Below are 16,947 nucleotides of genomic sequence, written 5' to 3' on the forward strand. Positions count from 1 at the left end.
TTGCCGCGCTCTCCCCCAGCATGGCACTTCGAGCTCCCAAGACCTCGAAGCATCTTCCCTCCCGAGCCACACCCCACCTCCCCGTCCGGCGGTCGATGCCCGCCGCCCCGTTTCCCGGCCCCCGCAAACTCCGCCGCGGCCGCCGCTCGGACACGACCCAAAAAGGCCAGCGCCGCCAGCCGCGCTCCTGAGGCTCGGGGCGGCGGGCACCGACCGCCGGGCAGGGACCTTGCCGCGCTGTTCCTCAGCATGGCACTTCGAGCTCCCAGGACCTCGAAGCATCTTCCCTCCCGAGCCACACCCCACCTCTCCGTCCGGCGGTCAATGCCCGCCGCCCCCGTTTCCCCGCCCCCGCAAACTCCGCCGCGGCCGCCGCTCGGACACGACCCAAAAAGGCCAGCACCGCCAGCCGCCCTCCTGAGGCTCGGGGCGGCGGGCACCGACCGCCGGGCAGGGACCTTGCCGCGCTCTCCCTCAGCATGGCACTTCGAGCTCTCAGGACCTCGAAGCATCTCCCCCCCGAGCCACACCCCACCTCCCCGTCCGGCGGTCAATGCCCGCCGCCCCCGTTTCCTCAGCCCGGCAAACTCAGTCTCGAGCCCCTGAACACCCGCCGGCGCGACAAGCGCTCCGACACGATCAAGAACACCAACACCCCGAGCTGCCCCACCAGCAGTCCCATCTTCGGCCCCAGCGGCATCGTCAGCGCCTTCCCGAAACACCCGCAGTCCGGATCCAGCCCCCGCGCCATCGCCTGCCCGTTCACGAACAGGAACAACAACGTCAGCCCCACCAACCAGCGCACCGCGCCGCGCGCCCAGAAGCCGCTCAACAGGCACAGCCCGCACAGCAACTCCGTCCACGCCACCCCGTAAGCCACCACCAGGTTGTAGGGATCATGCAGAATCTCGAACTCCGCCACCTGCCGCGAAAACGCCACCGGTCCCGTGCCGAAAAGCTTCGTCCCACCGATGTACGCAAACCACAACCCGAACAACACCCTGAGGGTGAGCACGGTGTAATCGATCCGCGACTTCGGCTGCATCTGTTAGGGACTCTAAACCAACGACCTGCCCGCTCCAAGCGCGGAATCCATTCGACCCCCGCGCGCTCCGGGTCCAGTTTCCTACGATCATGAAAGCCGTTCTTTTCCTTCTCCTTTCCAGCCTTCTCGCGCTCGCCGCCGATCCGCCGCTCTACGACCTGCGCGAGGGCGACATCCTCTTCCAGGGAAACAAAGGCCCGCAAAGCGACGCCATCCGCGCTGCCACCGACTCGCCCTACACCCACTGCGGGATCGTCGTGGAAAAAAACGGCCAGCTCGCCGTGTTCGAAGCCGCCCAGCCGGTCAAGGTCACCCCACTCACCGACTTCGTTTCCCGCAGCGTCCCCGGCACCTACAAGGCCATGCGACTCGCCCAGCCGATCCATCCGGCCTGGCTCGCCAAGGCCAAGGACTGGGCCGAGGACCTCATCGGCGAGCCCTACGATTTCAAGTTCGAGTGGAGCGACGACGCCTATTACTGCTCCGAGTTGGTCTGGAAAACCTACCTCGCCGGCGGCATCGAGCTCTGCAAACCGAAGCGTTTTTCCGACTACGACCTCGAGGATCCCGTCGTCGCCGCCCTCATCGAGCAACGCTACGGCGGCATCGAAAACCTGCCCCTCGACGAAGCCGCGGTCGCCCCCGGAGACCTCGCGGCGTCGGCAATGTTGGCGGAGGTGCCGATGCTTCCCGCTTCTCAGTCCACCACCCCCACGAACGAACCATAGGCCTGCCCGCCCGCCTTTTCCCACCCCTCGGTGATCATCCGGCTGATGTCACCGTCGAAAAACAACGCGTCCTCGCAGCCGAGCGATTGGAACAGCATCGCGAACTCGTAAAGGTTTGGAAACTTCGGCGAGTGGAAGTCGGAAATCGCCAGCACCACCGTGCCGTCCGGCTTCACGCCCACGCCGTTGCGATGCAGGCGGCTCGTCGATTCCTTCCGAAAAACCGGGTGCACCTTCCCCGCGCGCAACAGCAGCGGCCCCGACTGCACCGCAAAAGCGACCTTGCCCGCCACCGGCCATTCCTCGGTCTTCACCACCCCGGCACCCGTTTCCGTCACATAGAAGATGCCGTTTGGCTTGAGGAAAAAATTGCCCTTCCCCTCCCGCCGATTCACCGGCCGCAGTTCTTTTCCCTCCTGCACCAGCAATCCGCTCGGCACCCCGCCCGGCTCGAAAATCCCGCCATTCATCAGCGCGACCAGTTTTCCTCCCTTTCCGCCAAGATACCCCGCCGCCGCAGGAAAAGTCCGCAGCGCTTTTCCGTCGCCATCCTGCCACACGATCCTGATCGCCGCCGCCTCCGCGATCACCAGCCGGTATTTCACGCCATCCACCTCCTTCTCGACGACCTCCGGCGCGGCCGCCGCCATCGCCACCAGCGCAATCACTGCACCCAACCATCCCTTTCCCATGCGCCCAATCTAATGACTCCGTCCACCCACACAAGCCGCCGGTCGCATCCCCCTATCCCATCCATCCTGCTCCCTCTCCCCCCGAACCCGCCCCCGGTCTGCGGCATCCAGTCTTGCGTCTTGAGTCTTGAAGTCTTTTGTCTTCCCCCCGTGTCCGCCACCGAGCTTCTCCAGCAACTCGTCCGCATCCCGTCGGTCAATCCCGACAACGCGCCGGGCACCGAACTCACCGGCGAGGCCGCCATCGCCGACTTCCTCGCCGCTTGGCTGCGCGACCTCGGTGCCGACGTCACCCTCGAGGAAATCCGCCCCGGCCGGCCGAACCTGATCGCCCGCTTCGCGCCGCTCGACGGCCGCCCGCGCATCCTCTTCGGCCCGCACCTCGACACCGTCGGCGTCGGCGGCATGACCATCGATCCCTTTTCCGGCGAAATCCGCGACGGCCGCCTGTGGGGTCGCGGCTCCTCCGACACCAAGGGCCCCACGGCCGCCATGCTGTGGGCGCTGCGCGAAAACGCCGGCCACCTCCGCGACGCGAAGGTCGCCATCGATTTCGTCGGTTTCATGGGCGAGGAGTCCTGCCAGTGGGGCTCGCGGGATTTTGGCGAGAAATACGCCGCCGACTACCAGTTCGCCATCGTCGGCGAGCCGACCTCGCTCGACATCGTCCACACCACCAAAGGATCGCTCTGGGCCACCCTGCGCAGCACCGGCAAGGCCGCCCACTCCTCCCAGCCCGAGCGCGGCGACAACGCCGCCATGAAGCTCGCCCGCACCCTTTGCGCCATCCACGAGCCGCTCGTCGACCGGCTCGCCACCTTCACCCACCCCGTCCTCGGCCGATCGACGATCAACGTCGGCGTCCTCCGCGGCGGCTCGCGGCCGAACATCGTCCCCGACCTCGCCGAGGCCGAGATCGACATCCGCCTCACCCCCGCCCTGCGCGACGCCGGCGGCGCCCTCGGTTTGCTCCGGGAAATGCTGGCCGGCCATCCGGTCGAGATCGTCGAGGCCGACGAAAAGCCGCCCATGGAAACCCCGGCCGACCACCCGTGGATCCAACGCCTCCGCGATGTCCGCCCCGCCACGAAATGCGTCGGCGCCCCGTGGTTTTCCGATGCCGCCCACCTCTCCGAAGCCGGCATCCCCTCCATCTGCCTCGGCCCCGGCTCCATCGACCAGGCCCACACCTGCGACGAATTCATCGAAATTGCCGCCCTCGAGGAAGGTGCCGCCTTCTTCTCGTTCTTCATCCAATCGGCAATCCTCAATCCACAATCGTCAATCGGATGACCACCGTCCTCGACATCCTCGACAAAGGCACCGCCTATCTGGAGAAGCGCGGCATCGAGGACGCCCGGCGGAACATGCAGATGCTCGTCGCCCACCAGCTCGGCTGCACCCGCATGGACCTCTACCTGCGCTTCGACGAGCCGCTCGAGGAAGACCACCTCGCCCCGCTCCGCGACGCCCTCAAGCAGCGCGGCGACGGCGTCCCGGTCCAGCACCTCCTCGGCACCGTGTTTTTCCGCCAACACGAGTTCAAAACCGACGCCCGCGCCCTTATCCCGCGCCCCGAGACCGAGGAACTCGCCGAGTGGCTCGCGAAACACGTCACCCTCCCGGAAAACGCCCGCATCCTCGACATGGGCACCGGCTCCGGCTGCCTCGGGCTCTCCCTCGCCCACGATTTCCCCGCCGCCCAAGTCACCCTGGCCGACCTCTCCCCCGAAGCCCTCAACCTCGCCCGCGAGAATGCCCCGCGGATCGGAGCGCTGGCTTCAGCCGGCGCGATTCACTTCATCCAGTCCGACCTCTTCCAAAACCTCGCCGGCCAATCCTTCGATCTCATCGCCGCCAACCTCCCCTACGTCCCCGAAGGCGAGCAGGTCTCCAAGGAAGTCCGCCACGACCCCGCTCTCGCGCTTTTCAGCGGAAAGGACGGCCTCGACCTGATCCGCCGCTTCGTCCCCGAAGCCGCCCGCCACCTGAACCCCGGCGGCTGGCTCGCGATGGAAATCGGCATCGACCAAGCCTCTGAGGTCGAAACCCTTCTCCACTCCGCCGGCCTCCGGGAAATCCGGACGCTCAAGGATCTCTCCGGCATCCCCCGCTTCCCGGTCGCGCAAAAGTAGCTCGAAAACCACCGGGTTCTGCAAACTCGCAGCGTACTGATCGCCGCTCGCAGCGTACCGATTGGCACTCGCAGCGTACTGATCGGACGCGATGGACCGCCTGGCAGCGGATTCTTCCAGCATCTCCCGACGCACCGTGCTTCGCGCCTGATTCGATGCGACCAAACTACTTTTAACCTCCATCGTATTCCTTTTGTATTTACATTAGAAACGCATCCGCCTAACTCCATCTCGCGATGAAGATCTGGATTGCGTTGCTTCTCCTGCTGAACCTGCCGCTCGTTTCCGGTCAGGACACCTCTCCTTCCGCCACCCTTGTCTTCGTCGCCGACGGCCACGAGGCGGCCTATCGCCCCTACTTGTCCGCCGAGGACGATTGGTTCAGCCCGGATGCAGCCGTTAACTGGAGCATCGCCCCCGCAGGGTTCGGCCCCCGCAGCCATTTCACGGAAGTCTCCACCGTCGCGAGCTTCCAAGCGATCCACCTCCGGCAGTGGTTCGACGTGGCTGCCACGCCGGAGACCCTCACGCTTTCGCTGAAACACGACGCCGGCGAACTCGCCGTCTATCTCAACGGCGAACGGGTCGTCTCCCGCACTTCCGTTTCCCTGCCCGCGGCCGATTCGAGAGGCTTTCGGCACTACGACCTCACCGCCCACATCCCCGCTCTCACCGCCGCCAAAAATCTTCTCGCGATCCGGACGACCGGTTCCATCGCCGTTCCGATTCTTCACGGGACCACCCGCGATTTGACGAAATCCGCTGTGGCCTTCGACCCGACCGCCCTTCGTTGCGCTGAGGGAGAAACGTCCGTTTCCATCCGCATCCTCCGTCGCTCGCCCGACCTTCAACGCACCTATCTCGATCTTTCGAACGATTCGAACCCGGGGGATTTCGCGGTCACAAGCCGGGGCCAGGAGATCCCCGTCGATGTCTTTCAATTCGGGCGGCGTTTCCGGGTGGCCTTCTCCGGCGAGGAAACGGAGGTGCCGATCCACATCAGGATCCTGGACGATGTCCACGCTGAGGGACTTGAGGCGATCCGTTTCCAGGGACCATCCGGGCTTTCCCTGCTGATTCCGCCCAATGACACCGTCGTCACGCGAACTTCCGCCGTGGGCGAAGGCTCGCTGCGTCAGGCGATCGAGAATGCCGAAAACCTGCCCGGCCTTGAGACCATCACCTTTTCCGATGAGGAAGGCGTTCCGTTCTCCCTCGCGCCCGTCACGGTCGTCCTGGGAAACGGCAGCCCGAGCCCGTATGGCGCGCGGGAGGGGTTCACGATCGAAGGCCCGCCGTCTCCCGGCCGGGTCACGATTCAAGGCACAGGTGGACCTTTATTCTCCATTGCGGGGGCCAACGGAACCGCCGCCTCCCAGGATCTCACCCTGCGCCGCCTCGTCATCCGCGGCGCTTCGGTTGCCGTGCAATCGATGCGATACGAAGGAAGCATGCTGATTGAAGACTGCGAGTTCATCGGCAACCAGACCGCGCTGGATCTCTACGGCCGGAGCAGCGCCCCCATCGTTCGCCGCTGTCTTTTTGAAGGAAACACAGAGCACTGCATCCGCCAGTATTGGCTCTCTCCGGTTATCGAAAACTGCACCTTCACCGGGAACGAGGGAGTCTGCCTCGATATGCTGACGCCCTCGCCTCTGAAGCATTGCACCTTCGCAGCCAACCACGGCGCGATCTCCTCCCGCCCGGTCCAATTTACGAACTGCCTGCTGACCGGGGAAATCGGCAACCTCGGTGCCTCCACCTTCGATCGAGGGGGCAATCTTTTCGTCGGCCTCCTTCGGGACGGCGAACCCATCTCCCCCGATCACCCCGGCAGCCTCGCCGTCGCCTCCCCGGCCGAGGCAGGTCTCGGCGAGCTTGATTTCCACGGCGGCTTCACCCGCACGATCCCGATCTCGGCGAACAGCCCGGCGCTCGATCTCGGCCTGCCGGCGGAAACCCCGGCATTTGATCAGCGGGGCGAGCCATTTCGGCGACACGTCGGGCTGGCACCGGATGCGGGCGCTTATGAGCTGCAATTCAGCCCCGACGACCTCGCGATCGGCCTGACCATCGAGCCCGGCTACGACGCGGCGAGCGGGCTCTATTTTCAACTCGTGATCGTCCACAACGACTCGCCATGGACCCAGTCCGGCTTCCGGCTCGCCGTGAGCGGCCTGCCTGCCGGTGCCACGCTCTACAATTCCTCCGGCGACGGTTTCATCGATGTGGCCGGGCCGATGGAGTCGGGCGATTACCGGATCGTGATCCTGCAATATTCCGCGAATCTGCCGGACCTCCGATTGACGCCGGTGCTGGCCATTTCGCTGCCACCCGTGCCCGATCCCACGGAAACGATGGCGACAAGGCTCGAGATCGAGACCGGTGGCGGTCGCTGCCTCCATTTCCCCACCGAGCCCGGAGGAGAGTATCAGGTGGAGGTTTCCGCCGACCTCTCCGAATGGCGGCCGGCCGGCCCGGCAATCTTCGCGGAATCGTCGCAGATCATGTGGCGCGACGGCGATCCTGCCATGCCTGAGGGACGTTTCTATCGGCTGTCGGAGCTGGATTGACGCGCCGGTTCGGCTTCAAAACGGAGCCCTGACCGCCTCGATCAGATGACGTTCCTCCTGCGGCTCTCCCTGCGGGAAAGCACCGGCATTTTAGGCAACGCTCACCTCCATGGTCGAAACGAAGGACTCGGTGGAAAGCCGCTCCTCGATCTCCGAGGGCGATGCGCACTCGAAGAACAATTCAACCGCTTCGATCAGATGGGTCTTCGCTTCCTCGACGCTAATCCCTTGCGAGGCCACATTGAGTTCGGGGCAGAGAAGCCACGAACCCATCGCCCTCGCGGATGAACACTGCCGTCAACGTCCGTTTCATGCCCCCATCTGCCACAGCCGCCTCTCGTTCTCAACTTTGATCTCTCACCTGCCCGGTCAAGGACGTCTTGACCCTCAACGACCTCTCTGGCATCCCCCGCTTCCCGGTCGCGAGGCGTCCCGAAGCCTGACCACTGAATTCCTGCTACTTTCCCGGATGGACAAACTCCTCGTTCACGGCGGCACCCCGATCCACGGCGCCATCACCATTTCAGGATCGAAAAACGCCTCGTTGCCCATCCTCGCCGCCGCGCTTTTGACCGAGGACGACGTCGTCATCCGCCGCGTGCCGGACGTTTCGGACACCAACTACATGGTGCAGATCCTCACCGGTCTCGGGGCCGACGTCGAACGCTTCTCCGGCACCGTCCGCATCACCGCAGCCGAGATTTCCGACACGGCACCCTATGACATCGTCCGCCGCATGCGCGCCTCGGTCTGCATGATGGGCCCGCTGCTCGCGCGGAAACATCGCTGCGTCGTCGCCCTGCCCGGCGGCTGCGTCATCGGCGATCGGCCGATCGACCTCCACATCCGCGGCCTCGAGGCGCTCGGCGCGAAGGCCGAGTTTGAGGGCGGGAATGTCATCCTTTCCGCGCCGGAGGGCCTGAAGGGAGCCACCATCGATCTTTGCGGGGAAAACGGACCCACCGTGCTCGGCACCGACAACGTCATGATGGCCGCCACGCTCGCCGAGGGCACCACCACCATCACCTCGGCCGCCTGCGAGCCGGAAGTCGTGGATCTCGCCGATTTCCTCAACTCCATGGGCGCCAAGGTCAGCGGAGCCGGCACGCCGGTGATCAAGATCGAGGGTGTGAAAAAACTCCACGGAACGGTCCACAACGTCATCCCCGACCGCATCGAGGCTGGCACCTTCATGGTCGCTGCCGCGCTCGCCGGCGAGGGTGTGACCCTGCGCCGCGTGCACGAGGGGCACCTCGTCGCCGTCACCGCGGCCCTGCGCAAGGCCGGCCACCAGGTCCATTTCAACAGCAGCGGCGATGCCTGCACCGTGCATCGCGGCGACACGCCGATGCCGGTCGAGATCGTCACCGAGCCCTACCCCGGCTACCCGACCGACATGCAGGCGCAGATGACCGCCTTGTTCGCGCTCACGCCAGGCAGCAGCGTCGTGGTCGACACGATTTTCCCGCAGCGCTTCATGCACTGCGCCGAGCTCAAGCGCATGGGTGCCGACATCCACGTCGCCGACGGAAAAGCGGTCATCAAGGGCGTCACCGGCCTCAGCGGCGCGCCCGTCATGGCCAGCGACCTCCGCGCCTCCGCCGCGCTCGTGCTGGCCGGCCTCGTGGCCAAGGGCACCACCGAGATCAATCGGCTTTATCACATCGACCGCGGCTACGAGCACATTGATGAAAAGCTCGAAGCCCTCGGCGCCAACGTCGAGCGCGTCCGCGAGCGCTGACGGAGGGGGGCGGCGGGCATCGACCGCCGGGCAGGGCCCTGCCGTTTCGCGCGCTCTTGAGCTGCTTCGAGTCCTTTCGAGTGCGAGGCCATGAGCGGCTGCTTCGTGTTCTTTCGAGCGCGAGGCAAGGACCTGCCCCTTCGCGTCCCTCCGAGGCGCGCGGCGAAGACCTCGGAGCGTCTTCGAGAGCCGACGCGCCTGCTCCTCCCTGTCCGGCGGTCGATGCCCGCCGCCCCGATCACATCACCCGCCGCCTGTTCAGATCACTTGGCGCAGCACCTCGATCACCGCCGCGGCGGTGCGGTCCCAGGTCGCCCACTTGGCTTGAAGCTGCGATCTTTCCCCCAGCTCGCGGCGCCATTCCGGATCGACCACCAGCCCCCAGATCCGCCCGGCGAATCCCTCCACGTCCCCCGCCTCCACGTGCCGCGCCGCCGGCAGCAGTTCGCCCACGCCGGCGGTCGTGGAAATCACCGCCGGCACCGCGAAGGCCGCCGCCTCCAGCGCCACCAGCCCGAAGGGTTCCTCGCGCGATGGCATGCAGAGCACATCGGTCCGCGCCAGCAACGCCCTGACGGCTTCGCGGCCGATGAAGCCCGGCATTTCAAAGCGCCGCGTCAGCCCGTGCTTCGCGATCCGCTCGACCAGCTCCGGCCCCATCTCACCGCGGCCGGCCATCGTGAACTGAACCACCTTGTTCATTTCCGCGATCCGCGCGGCGATCTCGACGAAATCATCCGGTGCCTTCTGCCAGGTCAGCCGGCCGATGAAGCTCACCCTCGGCACCCCGGTCTCGTGCCGCCAAGGCTTCACCGGCTCGATGCCGTTGTGGACGACATGCAGCTTCTCCGGGCTCACGCCATACTCGTCCACGCATCGCGCCGCGGTGCGGTGGCTCACCGCGATCACCGCGTCCGCCATGCGCAGGCCGGCGCCCTCGATCTCCCGGATCTCCGGCAGCGCCATGCCGCCCGAGCGATCGATTTCCAGGGAATGCACGTGCGCCACCCACGGCCGGCCGGTCTGCCGCGCCCAGGCCATCGCCGCGGGAAAGGTCATCCAGTCGTGCGCATGCACCACGTCCGCATGGGCCGCGCGCTGCAAAACGAGAGCCCCGTATTCGCCGCCCTCCAGATCCTCCGGGTCGCAATCGTAGGGATCCACCGCCTCGCCAGCGGGCGTGATCACCTCCACGCCCGTCAGGCGGTCCAGCGCCCGGGCGATGCCCTCGCAGGCGATTCCGAGCCCGCCGGTCACTTCAGGCGGATACTCCCAGGTCAGCAGCGCCACGCGCGGGCGGAAAAACGAATCATCGGAGGAAGACAAGATTCCCCACCCCTAGCACAGGCCCGTGCCATGGCCAGCCCGAGCTGCGTCGCGCTGCCTTACTTGCCGCCGCGGATCACCGCGTTCGTCTCGTCGAGGACCAGCTTCACCGGCTTGATCGGCGTTTCGGTCAGCGCGAAGGCCATGATGGTCAGCCGCTCGCCTTTCTTGATCCGGTTCGCCGCACCGCCGTTGATCAGGATTTTCCCGGTCCCCGGCGCGCCGGCCAGCACGTAGGTCTCGAGGCGCGCGGTGGTATCGATCGAGGCTACCAGCACCTTCTCGCCCTCCCAAAGGTCCGCCGCCTCCATCAGATCCCGGGGAATCTCGATGCTGCCTTCGTAATCGACCACCGAATCGGTTGCGACCGCGCGGTAGAGCTTGGATTTCAACACCTGGCGAAGCATGGCGGGCGGACCGAACCACCCGTCCCCGCGGCGGTCAAGGCGGAAGCCATTCCGGCGACGACGGAATTCAATGAATGAGCGGGGCTGCGAGGTCCGTAGGTCGGCCCCATCCGCGACGTCCGCCGCCATGAAGCCGCTCCCGCTTTTCCTCCTCCTGTCGCTCGCCGTCCCGCTCGCCGCCGCTCCCGAGGAATTCACCCGCAAGGCGCAGGACTGGATGCAATCCACCGATTCGTCGAAGCGCCAGGCCGCGTTCCGCAGCTGGATGCAGCTCGGGGCCGAGGAAATGGATCACTACGAGGACGCGCTCGAGGCGGCCGAGGATTGCCACCTCGATCGCCTCAACCAGCTGTGCGAGCCGATGCGCGCCAGCTCGAATCCGTACCTGGAGCACCAGAAGCTGGCCGAGGAACTGGATGAGGAGCGCCAACGCGTGATGGGCCGCATCCGGACCGACTGGAAGAAGGAGCCCCGCGAGATCAAGAAGCTCGAGAAGGACGTCGAGGGCGTGGAGAAGATGGTGAAAAAGATCCGCAAGGCGGCGGAGATCGACACCGGTCGCTTCGACCAGGCGATCGATGCCCACCTCACCGCCGCGGCCGAGATCCGCAAGGAGCGCGAGCAGTTCGAGGAGGAGCCGGAGGATCTGGACCTCGAGGAGATTCGGGACGAGTTCATCGATGACAACCACCGCCTGAGCGACCTCGAGGACATGCGCCGGCGGCTGGAAAAAACGCGCAAGGAGGTCACCAAGCTGGCCGAGGTCGAGAAGGCGAACGACGCCCTTCCCTCCTCATGGGCGAAGCCGGCGATGAAGGACTTCGCCAGCATCCTGAACCACAACCGCTCGGTGCTCGGGCTGGTGCCGCTGCTGCTGGAGGAAAAGCTGAGCGACGCCGCCAAGGGGCACTCCGAGGACATGGAGCGGCTCGGCTTTTTCGCCCACGAATCCCCCGTCCCCGGAAAAAAGACGCCGTGGGACCGCGCGGCCAAGGCCGGCTTCCAATGGGCCGCCAGCGGGGAAAACATCTACATGGGCTCCACCAGCCCGTCGGACGCCTACACGGCCTGGTTCCACTCGGACGGCCACCGTTTCATCATGATGGCCAGCGGCCCCAACCTGCTCGGCGTGGGCCTGGCCGGAAAGCACTGGACCATGATGACCGGCACCCGGTGACACGACCGGCGGGGGACACTTGCGCCGCCGGGGACATTCTCCATCAACCCATGAAAGCAACCCACCTGATATCCACCCTGCTCGCGCTCGGCCTGGCAGCTCCGCTGCACGCCGAGTGGAAACCCGTCGAAGGCAAGATCATGTCCCCATGGGCCAAGGATCTGAAGCCCGACAAGGTCTGGACCGAATACCCGCGCCCGCTGCTCGAACGCGGCGAGTGGACCAACCTCAACGGACTCTGGGACTACCAGGTCACCGGCAAGGAGGACGGCCAGCCCTCCGACTGGGCCGGGGAAATCCTGGTTCCCTTTGCGCCGGAGGCCGCGTTGTCCGGCGTCGGACGCGTCATCGAGGACAGCGAAGCCCTCTGGTATCACCGTCCGCTGCCCGCCGCCGTGTCCGGAAAACGATCGCTGCTGCACTTCGAAGCGGTCGACTACGACACCACGGTGTGGGTCAATGGCCAGGAAATCGGTCAACACCGCGGCGGCAACACGCCGTTCAGCTTCGACATCACCGGCGCGCTGAAGGCCGACGGCAACGAGCTGGTCGTCCGTTGCTACGACGCCACCGAGGAGTTCCAGCTCAATGGCAAGCAGCGCCGCAAGGCCCAAGGCATCTTCTACACCCGCGTGACCGGCATCTGGCAGACCGTGTGGCTCGAAAACGTGCCCGAACGCTCGCTCGAGGACCTCGATTTCGCCTGCGACATCAAGACCGGCACCGTGACCGTGACCCCGAAGCTGCGCGGCCCGGCCATCGATGGCGAAAAGGTCCGCGTGTCCGTGGTGGACGGCCCGACCGCCGAGGGCAGCGGCCCCGTTTCCCTCGAAATCCCCGACGCCGAGCTGTGGTCGCCGGAGAGCCCGAAGGTTTACGATCTGAAAGTCGAGCTGCTCGACGGCAGCGGCCAGGTCATCGACTCCGCCAAGTCCTACACCGCCCTGCGAAAGGTCGGCAAAGCCAAGGACGCCGACGGCAACTGGCGCTTCACGCTGAACGGCAAGATCATCTTCCACTGGGGTCCGCTCGATCAGGGATGGTGGCCCGCCGGCTTGCTCACGCCGCCATCCGACGCCGCCATGCTCTCGGACATCGAGTTCCTGCGCGACGCCGGCTTCAACATGATCCGCAAGCACATCAAGGTCGAACCCCGCCGCTACTACATGCACTGCGACCGCCTCGGCATGATGTTGTGGCAAGACCAGGTCAGCGGCGGGCCCAGCCCGCGCTGGACGCGTTTCGGAAAAGATCCGGAGGACGCGAAATGGCCGGCCGAGCACGCCGAGCAGTGGGTCACCGAATACAAGCGCATGGTCGATCATCTGCGCGATCACCCGAGCATCGTCGTCTGGACCCCCTTCAACGAAGCCTGGGGCCAGCACGACACTTTGGCCATGGGCAAGATGGCGATCGACTACGACAAAACCCGCCTGATCAACATTGCTTCCGGCGGCAACTTCTGGGAAATCGGCGACATCGCCGACGAGCACCGCTACCCGCATCCGGGCTATCCTTTCGACCAGAAGCGGCTGAACGACTACATCAAGGTGGTCGGCGAGTTCGGCGGGCACGGATTTCCCGTGAAGGGCCACCTCTGGAACCCCGACGCCAACAACTGGGGCTACGGCGGGCTACCGAAGGACATCGACGAGTGGAAGAGCCGCTACACGCAGTCGATCGACATCCTCTGCCAGCTTCGCAAGCAGGGCGTCGCGGCCGGCGTTTACACCCAGACCACCGACGTGGAGGGGGAAATCAACGGCCTGCTGACCTACGACCGGGAGAAAAAGGTGGACACCCGCTGGCTGCGCGAGCTTTCCGACAAGCTGCTGGCCACGCCCGACGTGGTGAAGCGCGAGACCATCATCGCCACCGCCCCGGACAAGGCGGAACGCTGGAAGCACACCGAAACCCAACCCGCCGATGGCTGGGAAAAGCCGGACTTCAAGGACGCCTCGTGGAAGACCGACACCGCCGGCTTCGGCACCGTCGGCACGCTGAACGCGCGCGTCCGCTCGGACTGGAAGAGCAGCGACATCTGGCTGCGCAAGGAGTTCCGTCTCACGCCGCAATCGGACGGCAGCTACGGGCTGTCGATCTATCATGACGAGGACGCGCAGGTGTTCCTGAATGGCACCCGGATCGCCGACCTCAAGGGCCACACCGGCGGCTACATCTCGCTGCCGCTGGAGGCCTCCGCGCTGAAGTCGGGCAAAAACGTGATCGCCGTGCACTGCCACCAGACCACCGGCGGCCAGTTCATCGATGTGGGCCTCTACCACGAGACGCCGGTCGAGTAAGCGGGCGGTTTTTTCGAAAAACCGGACTTGGGACATCGGCGCGATCCCTGCTTAAGTCGGCGCGCCGATGACCGAGTCCTCCCCTACCCGTGAACAGCTCCGCCTCGAAGGTTTCGAACAGATCGACGAAACCCTCGAGACGCTCATCGACTGCCTCGCCGAGGCGCTGAAATCGCTCGGCGAGGACGACCTGCTGCCCTACCTGCCGTGGTCCGGCACCGTGCCCGAGGACCACCCGCCGGAGGGCACCCAGCAGCTCTATTCGATCGGCTTCCAGCTCCTCAACATGACCGAGGAACGCGTCGCCGCCGCGATCCGCCGCGAGCGCGAGAAAACCCTCGGTGCCGACTCGATCCGCGGCCTCTGGCCCCGCGCGCTGAAGGACATGCGGGCCATGGGCCTCTCGCCGGAGGAAATCATCGGCGTCCTGCGCGATGTCGACGTCCAGCCGGTCCTCACCGCCCACCCGACCGAGGCCAAGCGCTCCTCAGTCCGCGAACGCCACCGCGCGCTCTACGACGAACTCGTCCGCTCCGAATACCCGAAATACACCGAGCGCGAGCGCCGCCGAATCCGCCAGCGCATGGTCACCGCCCTGGAAACCCTCTGGCGCACCGGCGAGATCCACCTGGTCCGGCCCGATCTCTTCCGCGAGCTGCGCGATGCCATCCACTACCTGCGCGACCTCTTCCCGCACGCGCTCAACCGGCTCGACCTCCATTTCACCGAAGCCTGGCGCGATGCCGGCTTTCCGATGGATACCCTCCGCGCCGCGGAAAACGTGCCCCGCCTGTCTTTCGGCACCTGGATCGGTGGCGACCGCGACGGCCACCCGCTGGTCACGCCGGAGGTCACCCACGAAACCCTCGGCATGCTGCGCAAGGCCGCGCTGCAACTGCTCCACCGCGAGCTGGTCACGCTGGGCACCCAGCTCACCCTTTCCCGCCAGCTCAATGACGTGCCCGACGAGCTCGAAACCCGCATCGACGAGCTGACCTTCACCCTCGGCGACGAGGCCGTTTCCACCGCGCTTCACAACCGCTTCCACGAGGAGCCCTGGCGCCACCTCGCCGCGCTGATGGCCGCCCGCCTCGAGCGCCAGATCGAGGGCCTCCCCGGCTACCCCGGACCCGCCGCCTTTGGCGAGGACCTCAAGCTGCTCGGCGACACCATCAGCACCACCGGCTGCACCCACATCGACGAGCAGTACATCCGCCCGCTGCGCCAGAAGCTCGACATCTTCGGCTTCCACCTCGCCACGCTCGATGTACGGCAGAACTCGGAGTTCCACGACCAGGCGATCGCCCAGCTGCTCACCGCCGCCGGCGTGCCGGATGGCGAAAACTACGGCAGCTGGCCGGAGGAGGAGCGCCTCACCCTGCTCGAAAACGAACTCAAGTCGCCCCGCCCTTTCCTCCACGATACCGCCAGCGCCGGCGAGCAGGCCGATCTGGTCCTCGATGCCCACCGCGTGCTCGCCGCCGAGATCGAGGAGCACGGCAAGCACGGCCTCGGCGCGCTCATCGTCTCGATGACCCGCCAGCTCTCCGACCTGCTCGGCGTCTTCCTCCTCGCCCGCGAGGCCGGCCTCATGGAGATGACGCCCGAGGGCCCCGTCTGCCCGCTCGAAGTCGTCCCGCTCTTCGAGACCATGGACGACCTCGAACGCGCGCCCGGCATCATGGCCGCTTATCTTTCGCATCCCTTCGTGAAACGCCGCGCCGCGCCGGTCCAGCAGGTCATGCTGGGCTACTCGGACTCGAACAAGGACTGCGGCATCCTCGCCGCCGCCTGGTCGCTCCACGAGGCCCAGGAAAACCTCACCCAGGTCGCCACCGAGCACGGCGTGAAGCTGCGCTTCTTCCACGGCCGCGGCGGCACCATCTCCCGCGGCGCCGGCCCGACCCACTGGTTCATGGCCGCCCTGCCGCACGGCTCGCTGTCCGGCGGCTTCCGCATGACCGAGCAGGGCGAGTCGATCGCGCAAAAATACGCCAACCTCGCCAACGCCACCTACAACCTCGAGTTGCTGCTCGCCGGCACCGCGATCACCACCGCGCACCACCGCCAGCCCGCGCCGGCCGAGGACCCCGCCGAGTCGCTCGTCCCCGAGCTTTCCGCCGCCAGCCAGCACGCCTACCAGCAGCTGCTCCACGCCGAGGGCTTCATCGATTTCTACCGCCAGGCCACGCCCATCGACGCGCTGGAAAACTCGCGCATCGGCTCCCGCCCCGCCCGCCGTACCGGCACGAAGGGCCACTCGATCGCCGACCTGCGCGCGATTCCCTGGGTGTTTTCCTGGACCCAGGCCCGCTTCTACCTGCCCGGCTGGTTCGGCGTCGGCAGCGCACTGGAGGAAATGAAGACCAACTCCCCGGACAAGTTCGCCGCCCTCAAGGACGCGCTGCCGCAGTCGACCTTTCTCAGCTACACGCTCACCAACGTCGAAACCAACCTCGCCTCGGCCAACCTCGAGCTGATGCGGAGCTACGCCGGCCTCGTGGCCGATGAAGCACTCCGCCAGCGTTTCATGGACATCATCGTGGCCGAGTTCGAGCGCACCCGCGACCTGCTCGCCGAGCTGTTCGATGGCGACATGCGCAGCCGCCGCCCGCGCATGGCCAAGACCCTGGACATCCGCGAGGCCCCGCTGCGCGTCCTCCACCGCCAGCAGGTCCAGCTCATCGCCCACTGGCGCCAGCTCGTCGCCGACGGCCAGGACTCCGAGGCCGAGGCGCTGTTCCCGAAACTCCTGCTCTCCATCAACGCCATCTCCTCGGGCCTGCGCACCACCGGTTGAGGCCGGCCCTTCGCGCGGCC

Annotated in this window: 13 protein-coding genes; 8 read left to right on the forward strand and 5 right to left on the reverse strand. The window is 66.2% G+C overall.

The window, feature by feature from the left end; genetic code table 11:
* Positions 1 to 574 precede the first annotated feature (574 nt).
* Entirely contained in the window at positions 575 to 1,045 is a 471-nt protein-coding gene (locus ABXH26_RS11195; RefSeq protein WP_353567156.1) for a MauE/DoxX family redox-associated membrane protein, read from the reverse strand.
* A gap of 89 nt (positions 1,046 to 1,134) precedes the next feature.
* Between ABXH26_RS11195 and ABXH26_RS11200 the strand changes: the two genes are divergently transcribed.
* Entirely contained in the window at positions 1,135 to 1,773 is a 639-nt protein-coding gene (locus tag ABXH26_RS11200) for a YiiX/YebB-like N1pC/P60 family cysteine hydrolase (RefSeq protein ID WP_353567157.1), read from the forward strand.
* On the opposite strand, the gene ABXH26_RS11205 is transcribed toward ABXH26_RS11200, so the two are convergent.
* Positions 1,743 to 2,465, reverse strand: a complete 723-nt coding sequence (locus tag ABXH26_RS11205) for a phosphodiester glycosidase family protein (RefSeq protein WP_353567158.1) — start codon at positions 2,463 to 2,465, stop codon at positions 1,743 to 1,745. The two genes, ABXH26_RS11200 and ABXH26_RS11205, sit on opposite strands and share 31 nt — an antisense overlap.
* A 150-nt stretch (positions 2,466 to 2,615) precedes the next feature.
* On the opposite strand from ABXH26_RS11205, the gene ABXH26_RS11210 reads away from it, so the two are divergent.
* The 3 genes from ABXH26_RS11210 (at position 2,616) to ABXH26_RS11220 (ending at position 7,173) form a co-directional block, all read left to right on the forward strand.
* The gene (locus ABXH26_RS11210) at positions 2,616 to 3,758 is read left to right on the forward strand and encodes a M20 family metallopeptidase (protein WP_353567159.1); all 1,143 of its coding nucleotides are present in this window, start codon (positions 2,616 to 2,618) and stop codon (positions 3,756 to 3,758) included.
* Positions 3,755 to 4,600 carry a peptide chain release factor N(5)-glutamine methyltransferase gene (gene prmC, locus ABXH26_RS11215; RefSeq protein ID WP_353567160.1) on the forward strand — a complete coding sequence of 282 codons (846 nt, stop codon included), beginning with the start codon at positions 3,755 to 3,757 and terminating at the stop codon, positions 4,598 to 4,600. Before ABXH26_RS11210 ends, prmC begins: the two co-directional genes overlap by 4 nt.
* Before the next feature lie 236 nt (positions 4,601 to 4,836).
* A complete protein-coding gene (locus tag ABXH26_RS11220) occupies positions 4,837 to 7,173 on the forward strand; it encodes a choice-of-anchor Q domain-containing protein (RefSeq protein WP_353567161.1) in 2,337 nt (778 codons plus the stop codon).
* A gap of 90 nt (positions 7,174 to 7,263) precedes the next feature.
* Here ABXH26_RS11220 and ABXH26_RS11225 read toward each other — a convergent pair whose 3' ends face one another.
* The gene (locus ABXH26_RS11225; protein WP_353567162.1) at positions 7,264 to 7,446 is read right to left on the reverse strand and encodes a type II toxin-antitoxin system HicB family antitoxin; all 183 of its coding nucleotides are present in this window, start codon (positions 7,444 to 7,446) and stop codon (positions 7,264 to 7,266) included.
* A 196-nt stretch (positions 7,447 to 7,642) separates the two neighbouring features.
* Between ABXH26_RS11225 and murA the strand changes: the two genes are divergently transcribed.
* Positions 7,643 to 8,914 carry a UDP-N-acetylglucosamine 1-carboxyvinyltransferase gene (gene murA, locus ABXH26_RS11230; RefSeq protein WP_353567163.1) on the forward strand — a complete coding sequence of 424 codons (1,272 nt, stop codon included), beginning with the start codon at positions 7,643 to 7,645 and terminating at the stop codon, positions 8,912 to 8,914.
* Positions 8,915 to 9,172: 258 nt separating this feature from the next.
* Here the strand turns inward: murA and ABXH26_RS11235 are convergent, their stop codons facing one another.
* Both ABXH26_RS11235 and ABXH26_RS11240 read right to left on the reverse strand, forming a co-directional pair.
* Positions 9,173 to 10,240, reverse strand: coding sequence for a glycosyltransferase family 4 protein (locus tag ABXH26_RS11235; protein WP_353567164.1), 1,068 nt, complete (start codon positions 10,238 to 10,240; stop codon positions 9,173 to 9,175).
* Between the two features lie 59 nt (positions 10,241 to 10,299).
* Positions 10,300 to 10,647 carry an aspartate 1-decarboxylase gene (locus ABXH26_RS11240; protein WP_353567165.1) on the reverse strand — a complete coding sequence of 116 codons (348 nt, stop codon included), beginning with the start codon at positions 10,645 to 10,647 and terminating at the stop codon, positions 10,300 to 10,302.
* Between the two features lie 127 nt (positions 10,648 to 10,774).
* Here ABXH26_RS11240 and ABXH26_RS11245 point away from each other — a divergent pair, with 127 nt between their 5' ends.
* The 3 genes from ABXH26_RS11245 to ABXH26_RS11255 all read left to right on the forward strand — a co-directional run bounded on the left by ABXH26_RS11245 (position 10,775) and on the right by ABXH26_RS11255 (position 16,927).
* A complete protein-coding gene (locus ABXH26_RS11245; protein ID WP_353567166.1) occupies positions 10,775 to 11,824 on the forward strand; it encodes a CAP domain-containing protein in 1,050 nt (349 codons plus the stop codon).
* Positions 11,825 to 11,874: 50 nt separating this feature from the next.
* Entirely contained in the window at positions 11,875 to 14,127 is a 2,253-nt protein-coding gene (locus ABXH26_RS11250; protein WP_353567167.1) for a glycoside hydrolase family 2 protein, read from the forward strand.
* Between the two features lie 67 nt (positions 14,128 to 14,194).
* On the forward strand, positions 14,195 to 16,927 hold the full coding sequence (locus ABXH26_RS11255; RefSeq protein WP_353567168.1) for a phosphoenolpyruvate carboxylase: 2,733 nt from the start codon (positions 14,195 to 14,197) through the stop codon (positions 16,925 to 16,927).
* Positions 16,928 to 16,947 lie beyond the last annotated feature (20 nt).

Origin of the sequence: Haloferula sargassicola (assembly GCF_040362925.1) — a bacterium.
GTDB classification, from domain to species: domain Bacteria; phylum Verrucomicrobiota; class Verrucomicrobiia; order Verrucomicrobiales; family Akkermansiaceae; genus Haloferula; species Haloferula sargassicola.

What these genes read in the sequence shown, in the direction of transcription:
- ABXH26_RS11225 (WP_353567162.1), bottom strand. Translation starts at nt 7,446, where the DNA reads ATGGGTTCGTGGCTTCTCTGCCCCGAACTCAATGTGGCCTCGCAAGGG.
- ABXH26_RS11255 (WP_353567168.1), top strand. Translation starts at nt 14,195, where the DNA reads ATGACCGAGTCCTCCCCTACCCGTGAACAGCTCCGCCTCGAAGGTTTC.
- ABXH26_RS11195 (WP_353567156.1), bottom strand. Translation starts at nt 1,045, where the DNA reads ATGCAGCCGAAGTCGCGGATCGATTACACCGTGCTCACCCTCAGGGTG.
- ABXH26_RS11245 (WP_353567166.1), top strand. Translation starts at nt 10,775, where the DNA reads ATGAAGCCGCTCCCGCTTTTCCTCCTCCTGTCGCTCGCCGTCCCGCTC.
- ABXH26_RS11250 (WP_353567167.1), top strand. Translation starts at nt 11,875, where the DNA reads ATGAAAGCAACCCACCTGATATCCACCCTGCTCGCGCTCGGCCTGGCA.
- prmC (WP_353567160.1), top strand. Translation starts at nt 3,755, where the DNA reads ATGACCACCGTCCTCGACATCCTCGACAAAGGCACCGCCTATCTGGAG.
- murA (WP_353567163.1), top strand. Translation starts at nt 7,643, where the DNA reads ATGGACAAACTCCTCGTTCACGGCGGCACCCCGATCCACGGCGCCATC.
- ABXH26_RS11205 (WP_353567158.1), bottom strand. Translation starts at nt 2,465, where the DNA reads ATGGGAAAGGGATGGTTGGGTGCAGTGATTGCGCTGGTGGCGATGGCG.
- ABXH26_RS11240 (WP_353567165.1), bottom strand. Translation starts at nt 10,647, where the DNA reads ATGCTTCGCCAGGTGTTGAAATCCAAGCTCTACCGCGCGGTCGCAACC.
- ABXH26_RS11200 (WP_353567157.1), top strand. Translation starts at nt 1,135, where the DNA reads ATGAAAGCCGTTCTTTTCCTTCTCCTTTCCAGCCTTCTCGCGCTCGCC.
- ABXH26_RS11220 (WP_353567161.1), top strand. Translation starts at nt 4,837, where the DNA reads ATGAAGATCTGGATTGCGTTGCTTCTCCTGCTGAACCTGCCGCTCGTT.